Consider the following 18,587-nt stretch of genomic DNA (forward strand, 5'->3'; position numbering starts at 1 on the left):
TAGTAAACAAGCCCGTCTCGAAAGAGGCGGGCTTTTTTGCTTGTGTCGCGCTGGTGGTGAACCTGCCCGAGCGAGCGAAAAGCTATGCGACCAGTTCGTCCGGAACGAACTGGGACAGCTTCAGCTGGCCGCGAAGCGGCGAACCCCATGGACAGGGTGAGCAATGTAGTTCACCGCCAGTACTCCACCGCTGGATGGCCAGCACTGCCAATAAAAAGCCCGCATATAGCGGGCTGGCTTGGTCGAAGCAATTACTTATTGCGGTGCAGGTTACCGTGCACATCAAAGCGCCAGTGCGGATCTTGCAAGGCTGCCAAATAAGAGTCTGCATTGTCCAACGCGATGGCTTTAATAAAGTGGTTATTTTTATCCAAAAAAACCAACCATTGCTTTGCCGTTTTACTTAATTCAGCTTCAGCAACAAAGATATGCATGCCCATGTAGTTCGGCAGGCTGTTATTCCAACCTTGTTCAACTTTAAAGATGTAACGGCCCTGGTAATCCGGATGCAAAAAATTGGCTTGTTGCACCGGGCTTAGCAGTTGTTTGTCACTGACACTGACCAGAGCAATACTATTACTGCGTGCAATCAGTTGATTTAATTCATTGCGTTGTGCTGATGCCTGGCGGCTTCTTGTTGTTGCGGCATTTGCTATCGGCTTAGATAGCGGCATGGCAATCTCTAATGAGAACAATGCCAGCTCGTAATTATCCAGCAGTGCAAGGTAGGCTTTACTGTCACTGCAATCTTTTGGCTCAGTAATGCCTCGTCTGACGTTGTGGGTTAATTTTGCATCTGCCTGCAGCAGTTTTTCTACATCATTACTATGTACCTTTTCTTGCAGCAAAGTTTGCAGGCGATGATGTTGCTTATCTGTCACTGATACTGACGGCTCGCCTTCAGCCGGAAGCTCCTTACATTGCAGGTAATACTTACTCACCTCTGCGGAATGCAAAGCACTGCTGATGGCCGATTGCAGGGTGCGCTTTTCCGATGTTGAATAGCTGTTGGCCAGAGCCGGCACGGCTGAAAGTACGCTAAGAAGCGGGAGAACAGTTAACATATAAATTGCATCCGGAAAATATTGCCGGCACCTTAGCCTGACTGAACAAAAAAGGAAAGTGAATACTGGTGTGAACAGTTAAAGGCGCGGTCAGTTGCAGTTAGAGCCCGTTTGCTGCCAGCTGTGTCGCTATGGCATCGATACAACTTTGTTTACTGTTCAACCCGCTCTGTTGTAACAACTGCGGCCAACTGCGACCTTGCCATAACAGTGCGCAAAGCAGTTGACTCAGTTCGGCCGGTAACCGCTGATAATGTAAGTTAAACCAGCTTAACAGCAGATGACTGACCAGCGCGAACGGCCGCTTACCTTCGCTAAACAACTTTAATTGCTCCAGCTCTGCAGTACTGAGCGCCGGCAGCTGCGGCGGTGTTGCCAGCGCTATGGCCAATTCGGCGCTTAACTGTGGATACAGTAATGGCAGATTGCTGTATAAGGCGGCGCTGAAACTCTGTTGCAGGCGTTGGCAAATCTCAACCGGGGCGGTAACCGCTTGCAGCATCAGTATGGAGTATTCGGCGCTGGCTTTGTCACTGCTACTGCCTAAGCGTACCGGCGTATAACCGGCTTGCTGCCAAAATTGTAATAAGCCGGCTGTAGCGCCGAAGCTGGTTCCCAGATAAGCGACGCCGGCCTGCTGTGCGGCTTGTTTGATATAACGCAGTAACTGATTACCCAGTTGCTGCCGTTGTAACGCCGGATGTACGCTGATACGCATTACCCGCCACAGCGCTAAGCTTGCCAACTGCGGCTCAGCAAGATGAAATGCCAGACTTTGCGCCAATAAGTGGCCCTGTACACGGCGCTCGCCATGGTACACCGCTGTTGCCAGCTCGGGTGACAGCGCTCCTTCAATGCTGATTAAGGCACAAGCCAGTACCTGGTCGTGCTGCTCCAGGGTTATCACTTGCTGCATAGGGTTATCCAGCAACGCAGCCAGATCTTTTACTTGCGTTTGATAATGGGCCTGGCTTAGCAGGTGAAACACCTGTTGCAGCTTTAGTGGTGTGCTCAGCCAGTCTGCGGCTTTGTAGTGGCCGACATTTTGCGCTGCATTGCCAGTGTAAGTTGGCTCGTCAACCGGCTGTTGCAGCAAAAAACCGGCAAAGATTAGCTGCTCCAGCGGATCTGCGGCCTGGTAACGCACCGGTTGTTGTAATTGCAGCTTTTTCCAGCCGGGGCACTGCGTCGTTAAATGCTGCTGGAACCTTAGCTGAAAACCACGGCCGGTACCTTCATAGCCATGTTCGGTAGTGGCAAACACTATACGGCTGAAACGGGCTAACAGCTGCTGTAACACCGGCGTTGGTATCGCGGCCGCTTCGTCTACCAGCAATAAATCGACGCTGTTGTTGCTGCACAGCAGTTGATCAAAAGGTACAAACTGCAATAGCTGATGCTGCGCGGCGTCTGTTAATTGCTGAAAATGCTGCAAGGCGGTTTGTGCTGCTTGCGGCGACGGTGCGGTAATGATTATCTGCTTTCCCGAACTGGCTAACTGAGAGGCTGCAATACCCAGCGCAGCAGACTTACCGCGGCCGCGGTCGGCAGTTATTACCAATGGCCGGCGGCGGTGGCCACTGACCACATGCAAGATGCTCTCAACAGCCGTTTGCTGCTCAGCGCTGATATAAGGTGCAGCAACAAAGGTTAGCGGCGCAGCAGCTGGCCAGCTAAGCTGACGGCTAATCTGCCCGCCTTCAATAACCACGGCGTTTTGTTGTGTCAGCTGCTGCAGCCAAAAAGCGACAAAATGGCCCTGATGTTCAGCGGCATCAACAGGATAAGGCAACAGGTTTTTGTGCGCCGGATTAGCCTGCTGTTGCCACTTTGCGAAGGGCGGACAGAGCAATAACCAGATACCACCGGCTTTAACGCAGCCGGCAGAAGCTGCCACCAGATCGACGTTAAAGCCGCTGAACGCATTGATCACTAAAACATCGCACTCACTGCCCAGCAGCTGATAATTTTGCTTGCCGGTTAAGTTAACGGCATCGGCAGGCGCTCCGGCACCAAGCCAGTACAGCTTGTCATAGCCAACCTTGCTAAGCAGTGCTGTAGTATGCGACAGCAGGGCATCCTCTTTGCCCTGCCAGATCACCGGCAAGCGGATATGCAACCGGGCGGCCTGTTGTTGCCACTGTTGTAACTGAGCCAGCAGCGCAGTTACCGGCATTTAGCCAACCGCCTGCAGCCGGGCATAAGCTGTTACCAGCCATTTGCTGCCCAGGTCGTCGAAATTAACCTGAATGCGTGATTGACTGCCTGTGCCTTCATAGTTAAGCACAGTGCCTTCGCCGAACTTATCATGTAACACCCGCTGGCCCAGCTTAAAGCCGGTATTTTCAAAGGCGACATGCGAGGCGGCGCTGCCAAAGCGGTTAAACTGCGTGGGCCGGCTAACCTGAGTGGTGAGGCGAATTTCTTCTACATATTCCGCCGGAATTTCACGGATAAAGCGTGACGGCTTATGGTATTGCTCCTGGCCATACAAACGACGGCTTTCGGCGTGGGTTAGATACAGCTTTTTCATTGCCCGCGTCATGCCGACATAGCACAATCGACGCTCTTCCTCTAACCTTGTCGGGTCGTCGCCGCTTTGCTGGCTGGGAAACATGCCTTCTTCCAGGCCGCAGATAAACACCAGCGGAAACTCCAGCCCCTTGGCGCTGTGCAACGTCATCAACTGCACCGCATCTGAGTGTTCTTCAGCCTGATATTCACCGGCTTCCAGTGCTGCTTGCGATAAGAAGGCCGCCAACGGTGTCATATCCTCGGCGCGGCGTTCATCAAAATTCTGGCAGGCGGTGATCAGCTCGTTTAAGTTTTCTATCCGTGTTTCGGCTTTCTCGCCTTTTTCTGCCTGATACATAGCATATAAACCGGACTGCTTAATAGCATGTTCGGCTTGCTCATGCAGTGGTAACTCTGTTACCTGGCTATGCAACTGTTCTATTAACTGCATAAAGTTATCAATGGCAGAGGCAGCGCGGCCGGTCAGTTGTTTTTGTGCCAGCATCTGCTGCAGGCTTTGCCACAGCGTTTGCTGTTGAGCGCGGGCATATTCGCGCACTTTGTTTAAGGTAGTATCGCCAATGCCGCGCACCGGGGTGTTAATAATGCGCTCCAGCGCCGCATCATCCTGGCGGTTATTCAGCAAGCGCAGGTAGGCCAGCGCATCTTTAATTTCCTGGCGTTCATAGAAGCGCAGGCCACCGTAGATGCGGTAGTGTAAACCTTCCTGAATTAACGCTTCTTCCAGTACCCGCGATTGGGCGTTGTTGCGGTATAAAATGGCGGCTTCGCTTAAACGATCGCCCTGCTTGTGCCAGTCGCGGATGCGGCCGACAATAAAGCGCGCTTCGTCCAGCTCGTTGAAGGCGGTGTACTGTGATATCACTTCACCCTGGGCGCCGTCGGTCCATAAATCTTTACCCAGCCGGTCGGTATTGTTGGCAATTACCGCATTGGCGGCTTTTAAGATGGTTTCAGTAGAGCGGTAGTTTTGCTCCAGCCGCACAGTGTCTACATCGGGGAAATCTTTTAAAAAGGTTTGGATATTTTCTACCCGGGCACCGCGCCAACCGTAAATAGATTGATCATCATCACCGACTATCATTACCTTGGCACTGCTGCCAGCCAGTAAGCGTAGCCAGTTGTACTGAATAGCATTAGTATCCTGAAACTCGTCTACCAGGATATGGCGGAAACGTTGCTGATAGTGGCCGCGTACTTCGCTGTTCTGCTTTAGCAGCTCAAAACTGCGCAACAGTATTTCGGCAAAATCGACCAAACCGGCGCGGTCGCACATGTCCTGATAGGCGGCGTAAATTTTTACCATCTGCTGCAGGCTGAAATCACCGCCGGCGTCTATCATGCCCGGGCGCAGGCCGTCGTCTTTACGGGCATTAATAAACCACTGTATCTGCTTGGGCGGCCAGTGTTTTTCATCCAGATTCAGCGCCTTTAATACCCGCTTAACCAGCCGGTACTGATCATCACTGTCGATGATCTGAAAGCCCTGCGGCAAGCCGGCTTCCTGATAATGCGCGCGCAGCATACGGTGCGACAAACCATGAAAGGTGCCCATCCACAGGTTGTTTAAGCTAACACCAATGGTGCTTTCAATGCGGCTGCGCATTTCCTGCGAGGCTTTATTGGTAAAGGTTACCGCCAGTAAACTGAAGGGCGCTACCCGTTCTACCTGCATTAGCCAGGCTAAGCGATGCACCAGTACGCGGGTTTTACCACTGCCGGCACCGGCCAGCACCAGCATGTGCTGCGGTGATGCCGCTACCGCATCGCGTTGTTTATCGTTCAGCCCGTCCAGCAGGTAAGATACATCCATCAGAGAGTCTCGCTAAGCATAATGGCCGCCATTATAGCAGCCCTGATGTGCAGGCCAAGCGTAGTTAGTGGATATATAACCAGTTAATCACCGCATCGGTATGCTGTTACTCCGGCAGCTGCTTTGCTTTATAGGCTTTAGCAAAAGTTAAAATGGCCATACTGATACAGCTGAAGATAAAGAAACCTGCTGTCACCGGAATAAGGGTACCGTTGTACATTTGGCCGATGACGGTGCCTATGCACATCGACATAATGGACGATGTCGCACCGATAATAGCGGCAGCGATGCCGGCGACATGGCCCATAGGCTCCATCGCCATGGCGTTGATATTGCCAAACACCAGACCAAAGCAAAAAAACAGCACCGCAGCGTAGCTTAAAAACATCCACAGCTGGACTTCAATAGCTAAATGCAGCACTAAAAATACTGCTGAGCTGACAATAATGCCCACTACAGCGCTGTCGGATAAATGCTGCATGCCCCATTTTTGTACCAGGCGTGAATTCACCAATGACGCCGCGCCAAACACAATGGCCAGTAAGCCAAAGTACAACGTGAACAGCTCGCCTGTTTTAAACAAATCCTGAAAAATCTGTTGTGCTGAATTCAGATAACCAATAAAGCTGCCAAAAAACAATCCCATACAAACCATGTAGCATACAGTGGGTACATTACTGATAACTTCTTTAAAGCCCTCGCTAAAGCCTTTTTTACTCATCGGGATACGATGCGGTTTGGGCAGGGTTTCTTCCAGCCGGCAAAAAATCCACACTACGATTAACAGCGCATAACCGACATACAGCAGAAAAATATCACGCCATGAGCCAACCCATAATACGGCCTGGCCCAGGCTGGGCGCTAACGCCGGTACCATAACAAAAATCATCATCACCAATGACATAATGCGCGCCATATCATTGCCGGAATATTTATCCCGTACTATAGAAATAGCCGACACATAAGGCCCCGCCACGCCTAAGCCCTGAATAAAACGCCCGAATAGCAAGGTGCTGATGTCATTAGCGAAATAGCAAACCACGGTACCTACTAAAAACAGTGCTATACCGCCGTTTAACACTTTCTTGCGGCCGGTAGCGTCTGACAAGGGGCCGCAAATCAGCTGGCCCAGCGCCATACCCAAAAACAACGCACTGACGACCAACTGCGCCTGATTCGGATGACTCATTACAATATCAGCACGAATAGCATCCAAAGCCGGTAACAGGGCATCAATAGAGATGGCAACAATAGACATCATCAGCGCCACCAGTAAGGTAAATTCACCGGTGGAAATGCGCGACTGCGGCGCATGGGTAGTGTAATCAGACATTCACTGTGTTCCTTGTTAAATCATAACAGCGCAGATAATTGCGACACGTCGGTAAGGCGAATATGCGGCAAAACCGTTACAGCGCTTTGATAGTGATCCAGCCAGGCGGCCTGACAACCGGCGTTTAGCGCGCCCATCACATCAGCGCGATGGCTGTCGCCAATATGCAGTATTTGTGCGGGCGTTACCTGTAAGCGCGCGGCGGCGCTAATAAATAAATCAGCATAAGGTTTCATCCGGCCATCGGGCCCGGCCTGCAGGCTGAATTCGAACAAACTACCAATACCCATTTTATCAATGCAGGCATTGCCGTTGGTAATGGCAATCAGTTTATAGCGCTGCGCCAGCGCGGTCAGCAACTGTGTTATTTCCGGCGCCAGGCTGATACGGGTGCGGGCAGTTAAAAAGGCTGCGTAAGCCAGCCCAGCAATGTCAGCGGCTTCGCTTTGTGCCAACCCCAGCGACACCAGGCCTGCTTCAATACTCAGCAAACGCCAGCGGCCGATATCATGGCGAATACCCGGAGTAGTTTTAGCCAGCAGTAGCCGCTGTTGCCACCAGTATTCGCTGTCCAGATTTTTAGTCGCCGGCGCATGCTGTGCCAGAGCATTCAGCATTGCCTGTTCGGCGGCAGCAATTACCGGCTTGTTATCGTACAGGGTGTCGTCCAAATCGAACGACAGTACGCTCACCGGCTGAAGCGCTTTAAATAATTGCATATTTATGACCACGTTGCTGGTTGCAGTACCTGTTGCCACTGTAGCACCGTCAGCTGTTGACTGAACCAAGCCAGCGCCTGGCCCTGGCTGTGCTTATGCCAGGCCAGATAAACCGGTACTTTATCTCTGGGTATACTGCAGGCTTTGGCTATCAGTTCACCGCGTGCCAGCTCGTCCGTTATCAGATGGCGTGGCACAAAGCCGATGCCCAGGCCTTGTTTTTGTGCATCTATCTTGGCCTGCATATTACTGACAATGACCCGCTGGCGGGTATCGAACAAGCCGGATGAGCGCTTGGGTGCGTCGAGCGCAGAGTCTGCGACAATAATAGCTGCAAACTGCTGCACATCTTCAATGCCGACAATACGGTCTAACGCTGCCAACTGGTGATGCGGTGCCACCGCAAAGACAAATTCTGCCTCACCTAACGGCAACAGGTTAAACTGGCCTTTGGGTAAATCACCGGATACGCCTACTGCTATATCCGCCCGCCCGGTTTGCAGCGCTTCCCAGCCACCGGCCATCACCTCCTCTTTTACCAACACCTGAGTAATTTTGCCCAACTGTAAAAACCGGCCAATCACATCCAGCAATGGTGCATTAGGAATAATGCTGTCTTTGGCGATTACCAGCTGTGTTTCCCAGCCGGTATCCAACTGCTTTACCGCATTTTGCAGCTGGTTAGCTGCATGCAGCAAAGTACGGCCTTGTTCCAGCAGTAGCTGCCCGGCCGGCGTTAACTGCGCCCGTTGTTTGCTGCGGTCAAACAGCGCGACGCCCAAATCTGACTCCAGTTTGGCAATGGTGTAACTCAGTGCCGACGGCACCTTGTACAGCGCTTCCGCCGCGGCGGCAAAGCTGCCCTTGCGGTCTATGGCATCCAGTGCGCGTAAAGCATCTAAACTCAGTACGTTATGCATCGCAGGCTCATTATCAGTTAAATTCAAATATTTTGAATAGTGTAGTCAAAACATTGTGCTGTTGCCGCAAAAATTATCCGGCTATAGTTAGCTTATCGACGCAAAGTGTGCTGTCGAGCGGCAGTAAACTTAACTTTAAACAATTTTGACAGGTGATAATATGGCAACTTCAATCGTACAGAAAATTTTAAGCTCTAACGCCGGTATTGCGGCTTTGGCACTGCGGGTACCGGTAGGTATTATTTTTGCTGCGCATGGCGCACAAAAACTGTTTGGCTGGTTTGGTGGCTACGGTCTGGAAGGCACCGGCGGCTGGATGGACAGTATAGGTTTATCACCGGGTATCGTGATGGCGTTTTTAGCCGGCGCGGCAGAGTTTTTCGGCGGTATCGCTCTGGTGCTGGGCCTGTTAACCCGCCCGGCGGCACTGGCACTAAGTATTGCCATGGTAGTGGCGATAGTGGCAGTACATCTGCCCAACGGCTTGTTTATGAGTAACAACGGTTACGAATTCGGTTTAGCCCTGTTAGCCGCCAGTGTGTCGTTGCTGTTTAGCGGCGCCGGTAAAGCCTCACTGGATAATGTACTGGCCAAACGTTTTAGCTAAGCTTAAGTGAATTACAATAAGACGCCCGGTTAAACCGGGCGTCTTGCTATACAGCATTTGTATTGGTGTTTAAGTGGAACCGGTTTGCCCACACCAACACGCCGTAAATACGTCCCTGTAGGCTCGATTCAGGCATCCATGCCTTCAACGGTTGGTTTAGAGCAAACCGATTCCCCTACAAAATATCTTTTTAAATCAGCCAGATCTTTTTTTTGCCCTCGGGTGGGCATTATCGTATACCTTGGCCAGATGGGCGAAATCGAGGTGAGTATACACTTGGGTGGTGCTGAGGTTGGCGTGGCCTAACAGTTCCTGCACAGCGCGTAAATCCTGGCTGGATTCCAGCATATGACTGGCGAACGAGTGGCGCAGCATATGCGGGTGTACATGCTGGTTTAGGCCCTGTTGCTTCGCCCACAGTTGCACCCGTTCGCGCACATGGCGTGTGCTGATGCGTTTATGTTGTTTGCTGATAAACAAGGCGTTGGTGTCTTCCTCCGGCAGCTTTGCTGTAAAAGCCGGCCGCTGCTTTAACCATTCCTGCAGTGCTTGCAGCGCAATTTTACCTACCGGCACTATGCGCTGTTTACTGCCCTTACCGGTTACGCGCAGCAATTGTTGTTGCCAGTCGATATCGCGTAGATCGGCATTAACCAGCTCTTCCAGTCGCAAACCGGACGAGTAAAACAGCTCCAGCATAGCTTTATCGCGACAGGCAAGAATATCGTCCTTGCTGTCGAAACTCAGTAGGTGGTTTAGCTGATCAACATTAAGGTTTTTTGGCAGACTACGCGCCGCCTTGGGTACTGATAAATACAGCGCCGGGTTATCAGTGCGTTGGCCCTGCGCCTGCAAATAGCGGTAAAAGCTGCGCAGCGCTGCCACTTTTAACGCTATAGTGCGCGGTTTGGCACCGCTGCGGCGCAGGCCGATAATATGCTGTTTTAATTGCTCTTCTGTAAGGTTAAGCCAGTGGCTGTCGGCATCAGCAATGCTTAACGCCAACTGTTGCAGCTGGCGCTGATAACTATCGAGGGTTTTGCTGCTGTAGCCTCGTTCAAACTGCAGGTAGTGCAAAAACGCCAGCAGTGGCTGTTGCCACAGCGACGATAACGGGGTGTCAGGCAGCGTCATAAGCCGGTAGCAACTGGGCCAGAATTATCGCCAGATGGCCGATAAACAACTTGTCCATTGCCGGTTGAAAGTGGTCATCCAACTCGCTGCCAAACGCCAGCAGCGCCAGTGGTTGGTCAGCATTTTGGACCAACAGCAATGCCACAGAGTGAATATGGCTGGCGAAGATGCTTTGTTGCTCTTCTTTGTTCAGCCGGCCCAGATAAACACCTTCGGCATTTAAACGGCGCGACAGCAGTAACTGATACTGCGCCGCAGTTTGCTCGTCGGTTAAACGGATCAAACGGCATTCGCTGACTTGTGGCATGGCGGCAGTAAACTGCTGCAAGCTCTGTTCCGCGTCGGCCAGGCTTTTGGCCTGATATAAACCCGCTTGTAACTGATTAAACGCCAAAAAAATCAGCTCGTTTTGCCGCGCTAGCGACATTAAACGCGTAATATCATCTTCCAGCGCCTGAATTTTGCTGCGTTGCAGTTCTAACTGGCGCTCTACCAGCGACACACTGCCGCGCTGCTGGTGCGGCAAGCGCAGGTTTGCCAGCAACTGCGGGTATTGTTGGAAAAATTCCGGATGGTCCTGCAAATAGTCGTACACCACATGGGCGGCCAACAGGTCTTTGTCCTTGCTCAGGCTATCATTCATAGCAATATTTGTCCGTCGTAAACATGTTCTGCCGGGCCGGTCATTTTCAGCGGTTGGCCCGGGCCATTCCAGCGAATATGCAGGCTGCCACCGGGTAAGTCTACCCGTACCTGCTGTTGTAATTTCTTCTGTAACTGGCCTACCACCACCGCAGCGCAAGCACCGGTGCCGCAGGCTTGGGTTTCGCCGGCACCGCGCTCCCATACCCGTAATTTAATATGGCCCGGGTTTAACACCTGCATAAAGCCAATATTGGCGCGCTCGGGAAAACGTTCGTGTAGCTCAAACAGCGGGCCCTGTACCTGCACCGGCGCGTTGTCGAGGTCGTCTACCTCCACCACCGCATGCGGGTTGCCCATCGATACCACTCCGCAGAGTATAGTGTGCTCTTCGGCGCGCAGAATATAAGTAATTTCCTGTTTCTGTGCTTTAAACGGCACCCGCGCCGGGTCCAGTTGCGGCACCCCCATATTCACCGTGACCTGGCCGTCAGCTTCAACGTACAGGGTAATTTTACCGGATTTGGTGCTGACACCAATTTTATGCTTATTGGTTAAGCCGCGGGCGCGGACAAACTTGGCAAAGCAGCGTGCACCATTGCCGCATTGTTCTACTTCTGAGCCGTCGGCATTAAAAATGCGGTAATGAAAATCCAGCTCTGGATCGTAGGGCGGCTCTACCATCAACAGTTGATCAAAGCCGATACCGGTATTGCGGTTGGCCAAAGCTTTGATCTGCTCTTTGGTTAAGAACACATTTTGGCTTACCGCATCGACCAACATAAAATCGTTGCCCAGGCCATGCATTTTGGAAAAATGTAACAACATCAGCGCCCTTAATTATTCGGTGACAACCTGTTCACCACGCCATAAATCCTGCCATTGCTCGCGCTGGCGGATTAAATGCACTTTATCGCCGTCTACCAATATTTCGGCAGCGCGCGGGCGGCTGTTGTAGTTTGAACTCATAGTGAAACCATAGGCGCCGGCTGAGCGCACCGCCAGTAAATCGCCCTGAGCGATGGCCAGTTCGCGGTCTTTACCGAGAAAGTCGCCGGTTTCGCATACCGGGCCGACAATGTCGTATACGGCAGGGCTGGCGCTGCTGTTAATCTCTACCGGCACTATCGCTTGCCAGGCGCTGTACAGGGCAGGACGGATTAAGTCGTTCATGGCAGCATCAACAATGGCGAAGTTTTTCTCCTGGCCGGGTTTTAAAAACTCGACTTTGGTCAGCAATACACCGGCATTGGCCATAATGGCGCGGCCGGGTTCCATAATCAGCTCCAGCTGCGGGTAACTTTGTAACCGCTGTACTACTTTACTGATGTAATCGGCCGGCGAGGGCGGCGTTTCTTTATCATAGGTAACGCCAAGGCCACCGCCGATATCAATATGGCTCAGCTTGATGCCGTCAGCCGCCAGTTGATCAATCAGCTTAAGCAGTTTTTCCAGTGCATCCAAAAATGGCTGGGTTTCAGTCAGTTGCGAGCCGATATGGCAATCTACACCTACCACGTCCAGGTGACTGTAGCTGGCTGCCAGCCGATAAATTTCGCGCGCCTGCAAAATATCAATACCAAACTTATTCGCTTTTAAGCCGGTAGAAATATACGGATGGGTTTTGGCATCGATATCCGGATTTACCCGTATAGACACCGGTGCCTTGATATTCATGCTGGCGGCGACTTGCTGCAAGCGCTCCAGCTCGGCAATCGATTCGACATTAAAGCATTTAATGCCCAGCTGCAGCGCAAAGCGCATGTCGTCGGCAGTTTTAGCCACGCCGGAAAATACGACCTTTTTGGCATCGCCACCGGCAGCAATAACCCGACGCAACTCTCCGCCGGATACAATGTCAAAGCCACTGCCCAGTTTGGCCAGCAGGTTTAAAATGGCCAGATTGCTGTTAGCTTTTACCGCATAGCACACCAAACTGTGCGGATGTGCCGCAGCGGCATCGGCAAAGGCAGTATAATGGCGGGCAATGGTAGCGCGTGAGTATACATAGCAGGGCGTGCCAAATTGGCCGGCAATATCGCTAAGCGGTTGTTGTTCTGCAAACAGACGGTTGTGCTGGTAATTAAAATGGTCCACGTTGTTCATCCGATGGTTGGGTTGGACTAGCGTTGTTTTGCTGTGGTTCTGCCACTTCCGGTGCCGGTTGTGGTAAGGTGAGCGGGCCTTTTTGACCACACGCACTCAGTAAGCTGCACAGCAAAATGACAGCGGCGACAGTTAACAGCGGACCTTTGGTTGTAAAAGCGTGCATGATGTTATTTTTTTATGGTGGTTGCGGTCTATAATCGCATCCTTAGCGATAAAAGCAAACAGGTGAAGCAGATGAATGACCTGGAATATGAAGAATTAACCGACAGCGTGATGTTGGCGGTAGAACTGGCAGTTGAAAATGCCGATGCCGACCTGGATTATGAGTCTCACGGCAGCTTACTCAGTATCAGCTTTGCCGATGGCAGCAAGATTATTCTTAATAAACAGCCACCGCTGCAGCAATTGTGGCTGGCAACCAAATTTAACGGCCACCATTTTGAGTTACGCGGCGACAAATGGATAGATAACCGCAGTGGCGTTGAGTTTTGGCAATTGCTGAACGACGCCGCGGCCAAACAGGCGGGCAAACCACTTAATCTGGCGCCTTAGGCGCAGTTGTTTTTGGGATCTGTAATGGCGTTACTTCCTTTTGTTGATGTTAAGGCGCAGGGCGAGCCCCGCGCTGCGGTGGTGTGGTTGCACGGCCTGGGCGATTCCGGCCATGGTTTTGCGCCTATCGTACCTGAGCTGCGCTTGCCGGCAGACGCCGGTGTGCGGTTTTTATTCCCGCATGCCCCCGAGCGGCCGGTAACGGTAAACGGCGGCATGCGGATGCGCGCCTGGTACGATATTAAAACCATGGATTTAACCAACCGTGCTGATGAAACCGGGGTGCGGGAGTCTGCAGCGGCAGTGCAACAGTTGCTGGATAAGCTGATTAGCGATGGCATCAGCAGCGAACGCATTATTCTGGCCGGTTTCAGCCAGGGTGGTGTGATAGCGCTGCATTTACTGCCGCGCTTGCCGTATAAGCTGGCCGGCGTAATGGCGTTGTCTACCTACATGTGCGCGCCGGACAAACTGAAAGACGAAAGTAACACGGTTAATAAAGCGACGCCGGTGTTGGTAGCGCACGGTAGCCAGGATCCGGTGGTACCGATGGCGGCCGGTCAGCAGGCGTTTCATACACTGAAAAATGCCGGTTTTAACGTTAGCTGGCACGACTACCGCATGCAGCACAGTGTTTGTGCGCAGGAGGTGGCGGATATCAGCAGCTTTATTCAGCGGCGTTTACTGACTCAGGTAACCAACTAAGATGAACTTAATCCGTATTGCAACGCGCAAAAGTGCGCTGGCGCTTTGGCAGGCTGAGTACGTAAAAGCTGAACTGCTGCGCCATCATCCGCAGCTGAACGTTGAGCTGGTACCCATGTCGACCCAGGGCGATAAAATTCTTGATACACCGCTGGCTAAAATTGGTGGCAAAGGCCTGTTTGTTAAAGAGCTGGAACAAGCCATGCTGGACGGCCGTGCCGATATCGCTGTGCACAGCATGAAAGATGTGCCGGTAGAGTTTCCGCCGGGCCTGATGCTGCATACCATTTGCCCGCGGGAAAATCCGCAGGATGCCTTTGTCTCGAATCAGTTTAAATCTTTAGCTGAACTGCCGCAGGGTGCGGTAGTGGGTACCTCCAGCTTGCGCCGGCAGTGTCAGTTAAAAGCGCTGCGGCCGGATCTTAGCGTGCGTGATTTACGCGGTAACGTGAATACGCGGCTGGCCAGGTTAGATAACGGCGAATACGCCGCTATTATTCTCGCGGCTGCCGGTCTTATCCGTTTGGGCTTTGAAGCACGTATTGCCAGCCTGTTGCCGGTAGCACTTAGCTTGCCTGCCAACGGTCAGGGCGCAGTAGGCATCGAATGTCGCAGTGATGATATCGCGGTACAGCAATTGCTGGCACCGCTGGAGCATAGCGTTACCCGCAGTTGCGTGCTGGCCGAGCGGGCGATGAACCGCAAATTACAGGGCGGTTGTCAGGTGCCCATCGGCGCCTATGCTGAAATCAGTGGTGATAGCCTTTGGCTGCGCGGTTTAGTTGGTGCAGTAGATGGCAGCGAAATTATCCGCCACGAGTTGCGCGGCCCGGTAGCAGAGGCCGAACAGCTGGGCACCGCGCTGGCAGAGCATCTACTGGCACAGGGCGCAGGCCGGATTTTACAGGCGGTCTATCAGGCGGAGCCATGACAGAGCAAACGGCGCACAGTATCCCGTTTTTAATTACCCGGCCGGCCGGTAAGGCAGATAACCTGCTGGCTACGCTGGATGAAAGCGGCATTGCTTATTTGTATCAGCCGCTGATCACTACAGCCCAGGTGAGTTTAAAAGCGCAGGACCAGCAGCTGTTACAACAGGCCGATATGTTGATATTTGTCAGTGTCAGCGCAGTAAACAGCCTGCAAAGCCAATGTGATGCGGCGCTGTTACAGGCACCGCTGTTTGCCGTGGGGCAAACCACGGCTTCGGCGTTGCAGCGTTGGCTGGCGCGGGATGTGGCCGTACCGGTTGATCAACGCAGTGAAGGCTTGCTGCAACTGCCGCAACTGCAACAGGTAGCCGGCAAGCAAATAGTGGTGGTACGCGGTAATGCCGGACGCGAGTTAATTAAACAAAACCTGGTGGCGCGCGGGGCTTCGGTACGTTATGTACAAAGTTACAAACGCTTGCCATTGCCGCTGGACGGCGCTTTGCTGTGCCAGCAGTGGCAGCTGGCCGGTATTCGTTGTATTGTGGCCACCAGCAATGAAATTTTACAACAATTGTTCAGCCTGGTAAGTAGTGCCCATCACCATTGGCTGCAACAGTGCGATTGGATTTTGGTTAGCCCGCGCATGCAGGATAGCGCCGTTGCGCTGGGGATAGCGGCAGAGCGTATCACCCTTGCCGACAATGCCAACGATAGCGCATTACTGGCTGCAATCAGCCAGCTTAAGAGGAAATATCAATGAGCGACAGCTTAGAGCGTGCCAACGAAATGGACGCGCCGTTACAGCAATTAAAACAAAAAATTGATGCTGAACCGGCACCGCGCAGGGGCGGCAGCTTTAGTGGTGGTTTAAGTTTGCTACTGGTGCTGGCACTGGGCGCTGCAGCAGGCGCCGGCGGTTATTGGTTGTGGCCGCAATGGCAAAGTCTGCAACAGCAAACTGAAATTTTGCAGCAAAACCAGCAGCGTTTAACCGAACAAAGCAGCCAGCAACTGGACAGCAGCAAACTGTTGCAGCAGCAATTGCAAACACAGCAACAACAGCGTTTAGCGCAGCTGGAGCAAAACCTGCAGCAGCAACAGCAACAGCTGGCTGCGCAAAACCAGGCACAAATTCAGGCATTGCGGCAACTGGTGCAGGAGCGTGACAGTGCGCCGCCACGGCATTGGCTGTTGGCCGAAATTGAGTACTTACTGCAACTGGCAGCGCAAAAAGTCTGGTTGGAACAAGATTTCGCGACAGCGCGGGCTTTGCTGACCAACGCCGATGAAAAGCTGCTTAAGTTAGACGACCCGTCATTACTGCCGGTGCGTCAGGCTATTGCCACAGACCTGGAACAGTTGGAGCGCTTTCACCAGCCTGATTTAAGTCGCGTACATATTCAGTTGCAGCAAATGCGTCAGCTCAGCATGACGTTGCCACTGAAACAGCAGCAACAAACGGAGCAAGTGGCAGCAGCCCCGGGCACTGAGCTGAGTAACTGGCGCGCAACCTTAAGTTATTACTGGCAACAAAGCTGGAGTAAGTTAATTCGTGTGCGCACTGCAGTACCGGAAGACTATTTTAGTTTAACCACTGAACAGCAACTGATGCTGCGGGTAAGTTTAAACCAGCAATTGTTGTTGGCCGAGTTGGCCGCGATGCAACACCAGCCACAGGTTTATGCGGCAGCCTTGCAACAAGCGGCGGATCAGCTGCAGCGCTATTTTAACAGTGACGATGCCGGGGTGTTAAAACTCAGCAGCGAGCTGGCCGCGTTGGCTGCGGTCGATGTTGCCGTAGCCACAGCGTCGCCGTTAACGGCACTGGCGCAGCTGCAGCAGTACCAACAACAACTGACGGAGAGCAGCTTATGATCCGTTGGCTGCTGTTAGTGTTGGTGTTGGCCACAGCCATGCTACTGGGGCCTGCGTTGGTGAATAACCCGGGTTATATCAAAGTGATTTTGGCCGGGCGTGTATTTGAGCTGACAGCGCTGGGGCTGGTGGTGGTGCTGCTACTGTCCGCCGTGGCGTTGTGGTTAATCAGCGTGCTGCTGCGCAAATTACTGCGTTTGCAGCATGTATCATTTAATTTTTTGCGTTGGCGCCGGCAACGCAAAGCACAGCAAGCTTTTGAGCTGGGGTTGCAGGCCTATGCCAAGCAGCAATGGCAGTTAGCCAGCCAGCATTTAGCCAAAGCCGCTGCCGACGATTTTATGCACAGCGAAAAACACTTACTGGCGGCCTATGCGGCGTTTTATGCCGGCAACACCGATCAGGCTAACCGTCATGTTGCAGCCTTACCTGCCGGCAACGACAGCAGCAGTTTTGTGCAAGCAGATTTGTTATTACAGCAGGGCCAGGCGGCACAGGCCTGCGCGCTGTTAGGTGAAACCGTTAATGCGGATACCGCAGACAAAGGCCTCGGCCAATTGTATTTATATGCTTTGCAGCAAGCCGGTCAATGGCAGCAACTGTTGCAAATGGTGCCGGCCGCATTAAAACAGCAGTGGTTTGATAAAGAGCAGTGGCGCCGACAACGTTTTAATATCTACCCGGCCGCAATTAGCCAGCTTAGCCAGCAACAGCGTTTTGACGAAGCCGCCGCTTACTGGCAAAACCTGCCGGGCAAAGAGCGTAAATCTACAGCGGCCAATATTGGCCTTGCCTGGGCGCAGGCACAAAATGGTCAGAGTGAGGCGGCAGAAAAGCTGCTGCTGAGCAACCTGCAGTTAGAAGAGTTACCCTTGACGCTGACTTTTCTACGCCAAATTCCGCTGGGTAAATCAGTGTTAAAATTGCGCAAACAAGCACAAAGCTGGCTGCGTGAGCACAGCAGTAATGGCTATGTTTATGCCTTATTGGCGTACCTGGCTGAGCAGGAAGGCGAGCCGGAGCAGGCGGCACTGGCGTTGCAAAAAGCACAGCAATACGAACCAAAGCTTGGCTGAACATCTGTTAACAGGGCTGGCGCCGTTAAGCCAGCCAGGCGCCCGCGTGCTGGTGCTTGGCAGTATGCCGGGTGCTGCTTCGCTAACGCAGCAGCAATATTATGCTCATCCACGAAACTTGTTCTGGCCGGTTATGGCAGAGCTGGCTGGTTTCTCTGCGGCCTTACCCTACGACGCAAAAGTGCAGGCGTTGACCAGTGCCGGCGTCGCCTTGTGGGATGTGATCGGCAGTTGCCGCCGGGCCGGCAGCCTGGACAGTGCGATTCGCGATGAACAGGTAAATGATTTCGCTGCTTTCTTTGCCGCACAACCTCAGTTGCTGGCTATAGGCTTTAACGGTGCCAAAGCCCTGCAAAGCTTTAAGCGCCATGTATTGCCGCAGCGCATAGTGCCACCGCAACTGCAATTGCTTAGCTTACCCTCTACCAGCCCTGCGCATGCTGCGCTTGGTTTTAACGAAAAACTGCAACAGTGGCGCCAGCTTATGCCTTTTATAGTCAGCTTTTAGCGGAATTTATTGTTGTCCCGCTGGTCTGATGCTGACGTCATCACAGCAAATGCAGGGATAGCT

Annotated in this window: 19 protein-coding genes; 8 read left to right on the plus strand and 11 right to left on the minus strand. The window is 52.6% G+C overall.

The features are described 5' to 3' along the window. Positions 1-251: 251 nt before the first annotated feature. The 6 genes from HRH59_RS17990 to HRH59_RS18015 form a co-directional block, all read right to left on the minus strand. Positions 252-1,064 carry a hypothetical protein gene (locus tag HRH59_RS17990; RefSeq protein WP_173502660.1) on the minus strand — a complete coding sequence of 271 codons (813 nt, stop codon included), beginning with the start codon at positions 1,062-1,064 and terminating at the stop codon, positions 252-254. A gap of 100 nt (positions 1,065-1,164) precedes the next feature. After that, complete coding sequence (locus HRH59_RS17995) at positions 1,165-3,240, minus strand: tRNA(Met) cytidine acetyltransferase TmcA (protein WP_173502661.1); 2,076 nt, start codon at positions 3,238-3,240, stop codon at positions 1,165-1,167. Then, positions 3,241-5,412, minus strand: a complete 2,172-nt coding sequence (gene uvrD, locus HRH59_RS18000) for a DNA helicase II (protein ID WP_173502662.1) — start codon at positions 5,410-5,412, stop codon at positions 3,241-3,243. A gap of 106 nt (positions 5,413-5,518) precedes the next feature. Then, positions 5,519-6,745, minus strand: a complete 1,227-nt coding sequence (locus HRH59_RS18005) for a multidrug effflux MFS transporter (RefSeq protein ID WP_173502663.1) — start codon at positions 6,743-6,745, stop codon at positions 5,519-5,521. A 20-nt stretch (positions 6,746-6,765) separates the two neighbouring features. Further along, on the minus strand, positions 6,766-7,464 hold the full coding sequence (locus HRH59_RS18010) for an HAD-IA family hydrolase (RefSeq protein WP_173502664.1): 699 nt from the start codon (positions 7,462-7,464) through the stop codon (positions 6,766-6,768). A gap of 2 nt (positions 7,465-7,466) precedes the next feature. Next, the gene (locus HRH59_RS18015; protein ID WP_173502665.1) at positions 7,467-8,384 is read right to left on the minus strand and encodes a LysR family transcriptional regulator; all 918 of its coding nucleotides are present in this window, start codon (positions 8,382-8,384) and stop codon (positions 7,467-7,469) included. A 160-nt stretch (positions 8,385-8,544) separates the two neighbouring features. Between HRH59_RS18015 and HRH59_RS18020 the strand changes: the two genes are divergently transcribed. Next, positions 8,545-8,991 (plus strand): DoxX family protein, encoded by a 447-nt coding sequence (locus HRH59_RS18020; RefSeq protein WP_173502666.1) that lies wholly within the window; start codon positions 8,545-8,547, stop codon positions 8,989-8,991. Between the two features lie 195 nt (positions 8,992-9,186). Here the strand turns inward: HRH59_RS18020 and xerC are convergent, their stop codons facing one another. From xerC to lptM, 5 genes are read right to left on the minus strand one after another with little or no spacing between them, the layout of a single operon-like run. Continuing rightward, on the minus strand, positions 9,187-10,125 hold the full coding sequence (gene xerC, locus HRH59_RS18025) for a tyrosine recombinase XerC (RefSeq protein WP_173502667.1): 939 nt from the start codon (positions 10,123-10,125) through the stop codon (positions 9,187-9,189). Beyond that, positions 10,112-10,768, minus strand: a complete 657-nt coding sequence (locus HRH59_RS18030) for a DUF484 family protein (RefSeq protein ID WP_173502668.1) — start codon at positions 10,766-10,768, stop codon at positions 10,112-10,114. Before HRH59_RS18030 ends, xerC begins: the two co-directional genes overlap by 14 nt. Continuing rightward, positions 10,765-11,595 carry a diaminopimelate epimerase gene (gene dapF, locus HRH59_RS18035; protein ID WP_173502669.1) on the minus strand — a complete coding sequence of 277 codons (831 nt, stop codon included), beginning with the start codon at positions 11,593-11,595 and terminating at the stop codon, positions 10,765-10,767. The genes HRH59_RS18030 and dapF overlap by 4 nt, the downstream gene beginning before the upstream one ends. Positions 11,596-11,607: 12 nt before the next feature. Next, entirely contained in the window at positions 11,608-12,864 is a 1,257-nt protein-coding gene (gene lysA, locus HRH59_RS18040) for a diaminopimelate decarboxylase (protein WP_173502670.1), read from the minus strand. After that, complete coding sequence (gene lptM, locus HRH59_RS18045; RefSeq protein ID WP_173502671.1) at positions 12,851-13,039, minus strand: LPS translocon maturation chaperone LptM; 189 nt, start codon at positions 13,037-13,039, stop codon at positions 12,851-12,853. Before lptM ends, lysA begins: the two co-directional genes overlap by 14 nt. 71 nt (positions 13,040-13,110) lie before the next feature. On the opposite strand from lptM, the gene cyaY reads away from it, so the two are divergent. Genes cyaY through HRH59_RS18080 form a run of 7 tightly spaced genes read left to right on the plus strand, consistent with a single transcriptional unit; the run spans position 13,111 to position 18,524 of the window. After that, a complete protein-coding gene (cyaY, locus tag HRH59_RS18050; RefSeq protein WP_173502672.1) occupies positions 13,111-13,428 on the plus strand; it encodes an iron donor protein CyaY in 318 nt (105 codons plus the stop codon). A gap of 24 nt (positions 13,429-13,452) precedes the next feature. Further along, complete coding sequence (locus HRH59_RS18055) at positions 13,453-14,133, plus strand: alpha/beta hydrolase (protein ID WP_173502673.1); 681 nt, start codon at positions 13,453-13,455, stop codon at positions 14,131-14,133. Position 14,134: 1 nt separating this feature from the next. Further along, positions 14,135-15,064, plus strand: coding sequence for a hydroxymethylbilane synthase (hemC, locus tag HRH59_RS18060; RefSeq protein WP_173502674.1), 930 nt, complete (start codon positions 14,135-14,137; stop codon positions 15,062-15,064). Further along, complete coding sequence (locus HRH59_RS18065) at positions 15,061-15,825, plus strand: uroporphyrinogen-III synthase (protein WP_173502675.1); 765 nt, start codon at positions 15,061-15,063, stop codon at positions 15,823-15,825. Before hemC ends, HRH59_RS18065 begins: the two co-directional genes overlap by 4 nt. After that, entirely contained in the window at positions 15,822-16,940 is a 1,119-nt protein-coding gene (locus tag HRH59_RS18070) for a uroporphyrinogen-III C-methyltransferase (RefSeq protein WP_173502676.1), read from the plus strand. The genes HRH59_RS18065 and HRH59_RS18070 overlap by 4 nt, the downstream gene beginning before the upstream one ends. Beyond that, the gene (locus tag HRH59_RS18075; RefSeq protein WP_173502677.1) at positions 16,937-18,016 is read left to right on the plus strand and encodes a heme biosynthesis HemY N-terminal domain-containing protein; all 1,080 of its coding nucleotides are present in this window, start codon (positions 16,937-16,939) and stop codon (positions 18,014-18,016) included. Before HRH59_RS18070 ends, HRH59_RS18075 begins: the two co-directional genes overlap by 4 nt. Next, complete coding sequence (locus tag HRH59_RS18080; RefSeq protein ID WP_231702562.1) at positions 18,009-18,524, plus strand: DNA-deoxyinosine glycosylase; 516 nt, start codon at positions 18,009-18,011, stop codon at positions 18,522-18,524. Before HRH59_RS18075 ends, HRH59_RS18080 begins: the two co-directional genes overlap by 8 nt. Positions 18,525-18,587: the final 63 nt, after the last annotated feature.

The sequence above is a fragment of the Rheinheimera lutimaris genome (assembly GCF_013283795.1).
Taxonomy (GTDB): domain Bacteria; phylum Pseudomonadota; class Gammaproteobacteria; order Enterobacterales; family Alteromonadaceae; genus Alishewanella; species Alishewanella lutimaris.

What these genes read in the sequence shown, in the direction of transcription:
- HRH59_RS17990 (WP_173502660.1), bottom strand. Translation starts at nt 1,064, where the DNA reads ATGTTAACTGTTCTCCCGCTTCTTAGCGTACTTTCAGCCGTGCCGGCT.
- HRH59_RS17995 (WP_173502661.1), bottom strand. Translation starts at nt 3,240, where the DNA reads ATGCCGGTAACTGCGCTGCTGGCTCAGTTACAACAGTGGCAACAACAG.
- uvrD (WP_173502662.1), bottom strand. Translation starts at nt 5,412, where the DNA reads ATGGATGTATCTTACCTGCTGGACGGGCTGAACGATAAACAACGCGAT.
- HRH59_RS18005 (WP_173502663.1), bottom strand. Translation starts at nt 6,745, where the DNA reads ATGTCTGATTACACTACCCATGCGCCGCAGTCGCGCATTTCCACCGGT.
- HRH59_RS18010 (WP_173502664.1), bottom strand. Translation starts at nt 7,464, where the DNA reads ATGCAATTATTTAAAGCGCTTCAGCCGGTGAGCGTACTGTCGTTCGAT.
- HRH59_RS18015 (WP_173502665.1), bottom strand. Translation starts at nt 8,384, where the DNA reads ATGCATAACGTACTGAGTTTAGATGCTTTACGCGCACTGGATGCCATA.
- HRH59_RS18020 (WP_173502666.1), top strand. Translation starts at nt 8,545, where the DNA reads ATGGCAACTTCAATCGTACAGAAAATTTTAAGCTCTAACGCCGGTATT.
- xerC (WP_173502667.1), bottom strand. Translation starts at nt 10,125, where the DNA reads ATGACGCTGCCTGACACCCCGTTATCGTCGCTGTGGCAACAGCCACTG.
- HRH59_RS18030 (WP_173502668.1), bottom strand. Translation starts at nt 10,768, where the DNA reads ATGAATGATAGCCTGAGCAAGGACAAAGACCTGTTGGCCGCCCATGTG.
- dapF (WP_173502669.1), bottom strand. Translation starts at nt 11,595, where the DNA reads ATGTTGTTACATTTTTCCAAAATGCATGGCCTGGGCAACGATTTTATG.
- lptM (WP_173502671.1), bottom strand. Translation starts at nt 13,039, where the DNA reads ATGCACGCTTTTACAACCAAAGGTCCGCTGTTAACTGTCGCCGCTGTC.
- cyaY (WP_173502672.1), top strand. Translation starts at nt 13,111, where the DNA reads ATGAATGACCTGGAATATGAAGAATTAACCGACAGCGTGATGTTGGCG.
- HRH59_RS18055 (WP_173502673.1), top strand. Translation starts at nt 13,453, where the DNA reads ATGGCGTTACTTCCTTTTGTTGATGTTAAGGCGCAGGGCGAGCCCCGC.
- hemC (WP_173502674.1), top strand. Translation starts at nt 14,135, where the DNA reads ATGAACTTAATCCGTATTGCAACGCGCAAAAGTGCGCTGGCGCTTTGG.
- HRH59_RS18065 (WP_173502675.1), top strand. Translation starts at nt 15,061, where the DNA reads ATGACAGAGCAAACGGCGCACAGTATCCCGTTTTTAATTACCCGGCCG.
- HRH59_RS18070 (WP_173502676.1), top strand. Translation starts at nt 15,822, where the DNA reads ATGAGCGACAGCTTAGAGCGTGCCAACGAAATGGACGCGCCGTTACAG.
- HRH59_RS18075 (WP_173502677.1), top strand. Translation starts at nt 16,937, where the DNA reads ATGATCCGTTGGCTGCTGTTAGTGTTGGTGTTGGCCACAGCCATGCTA.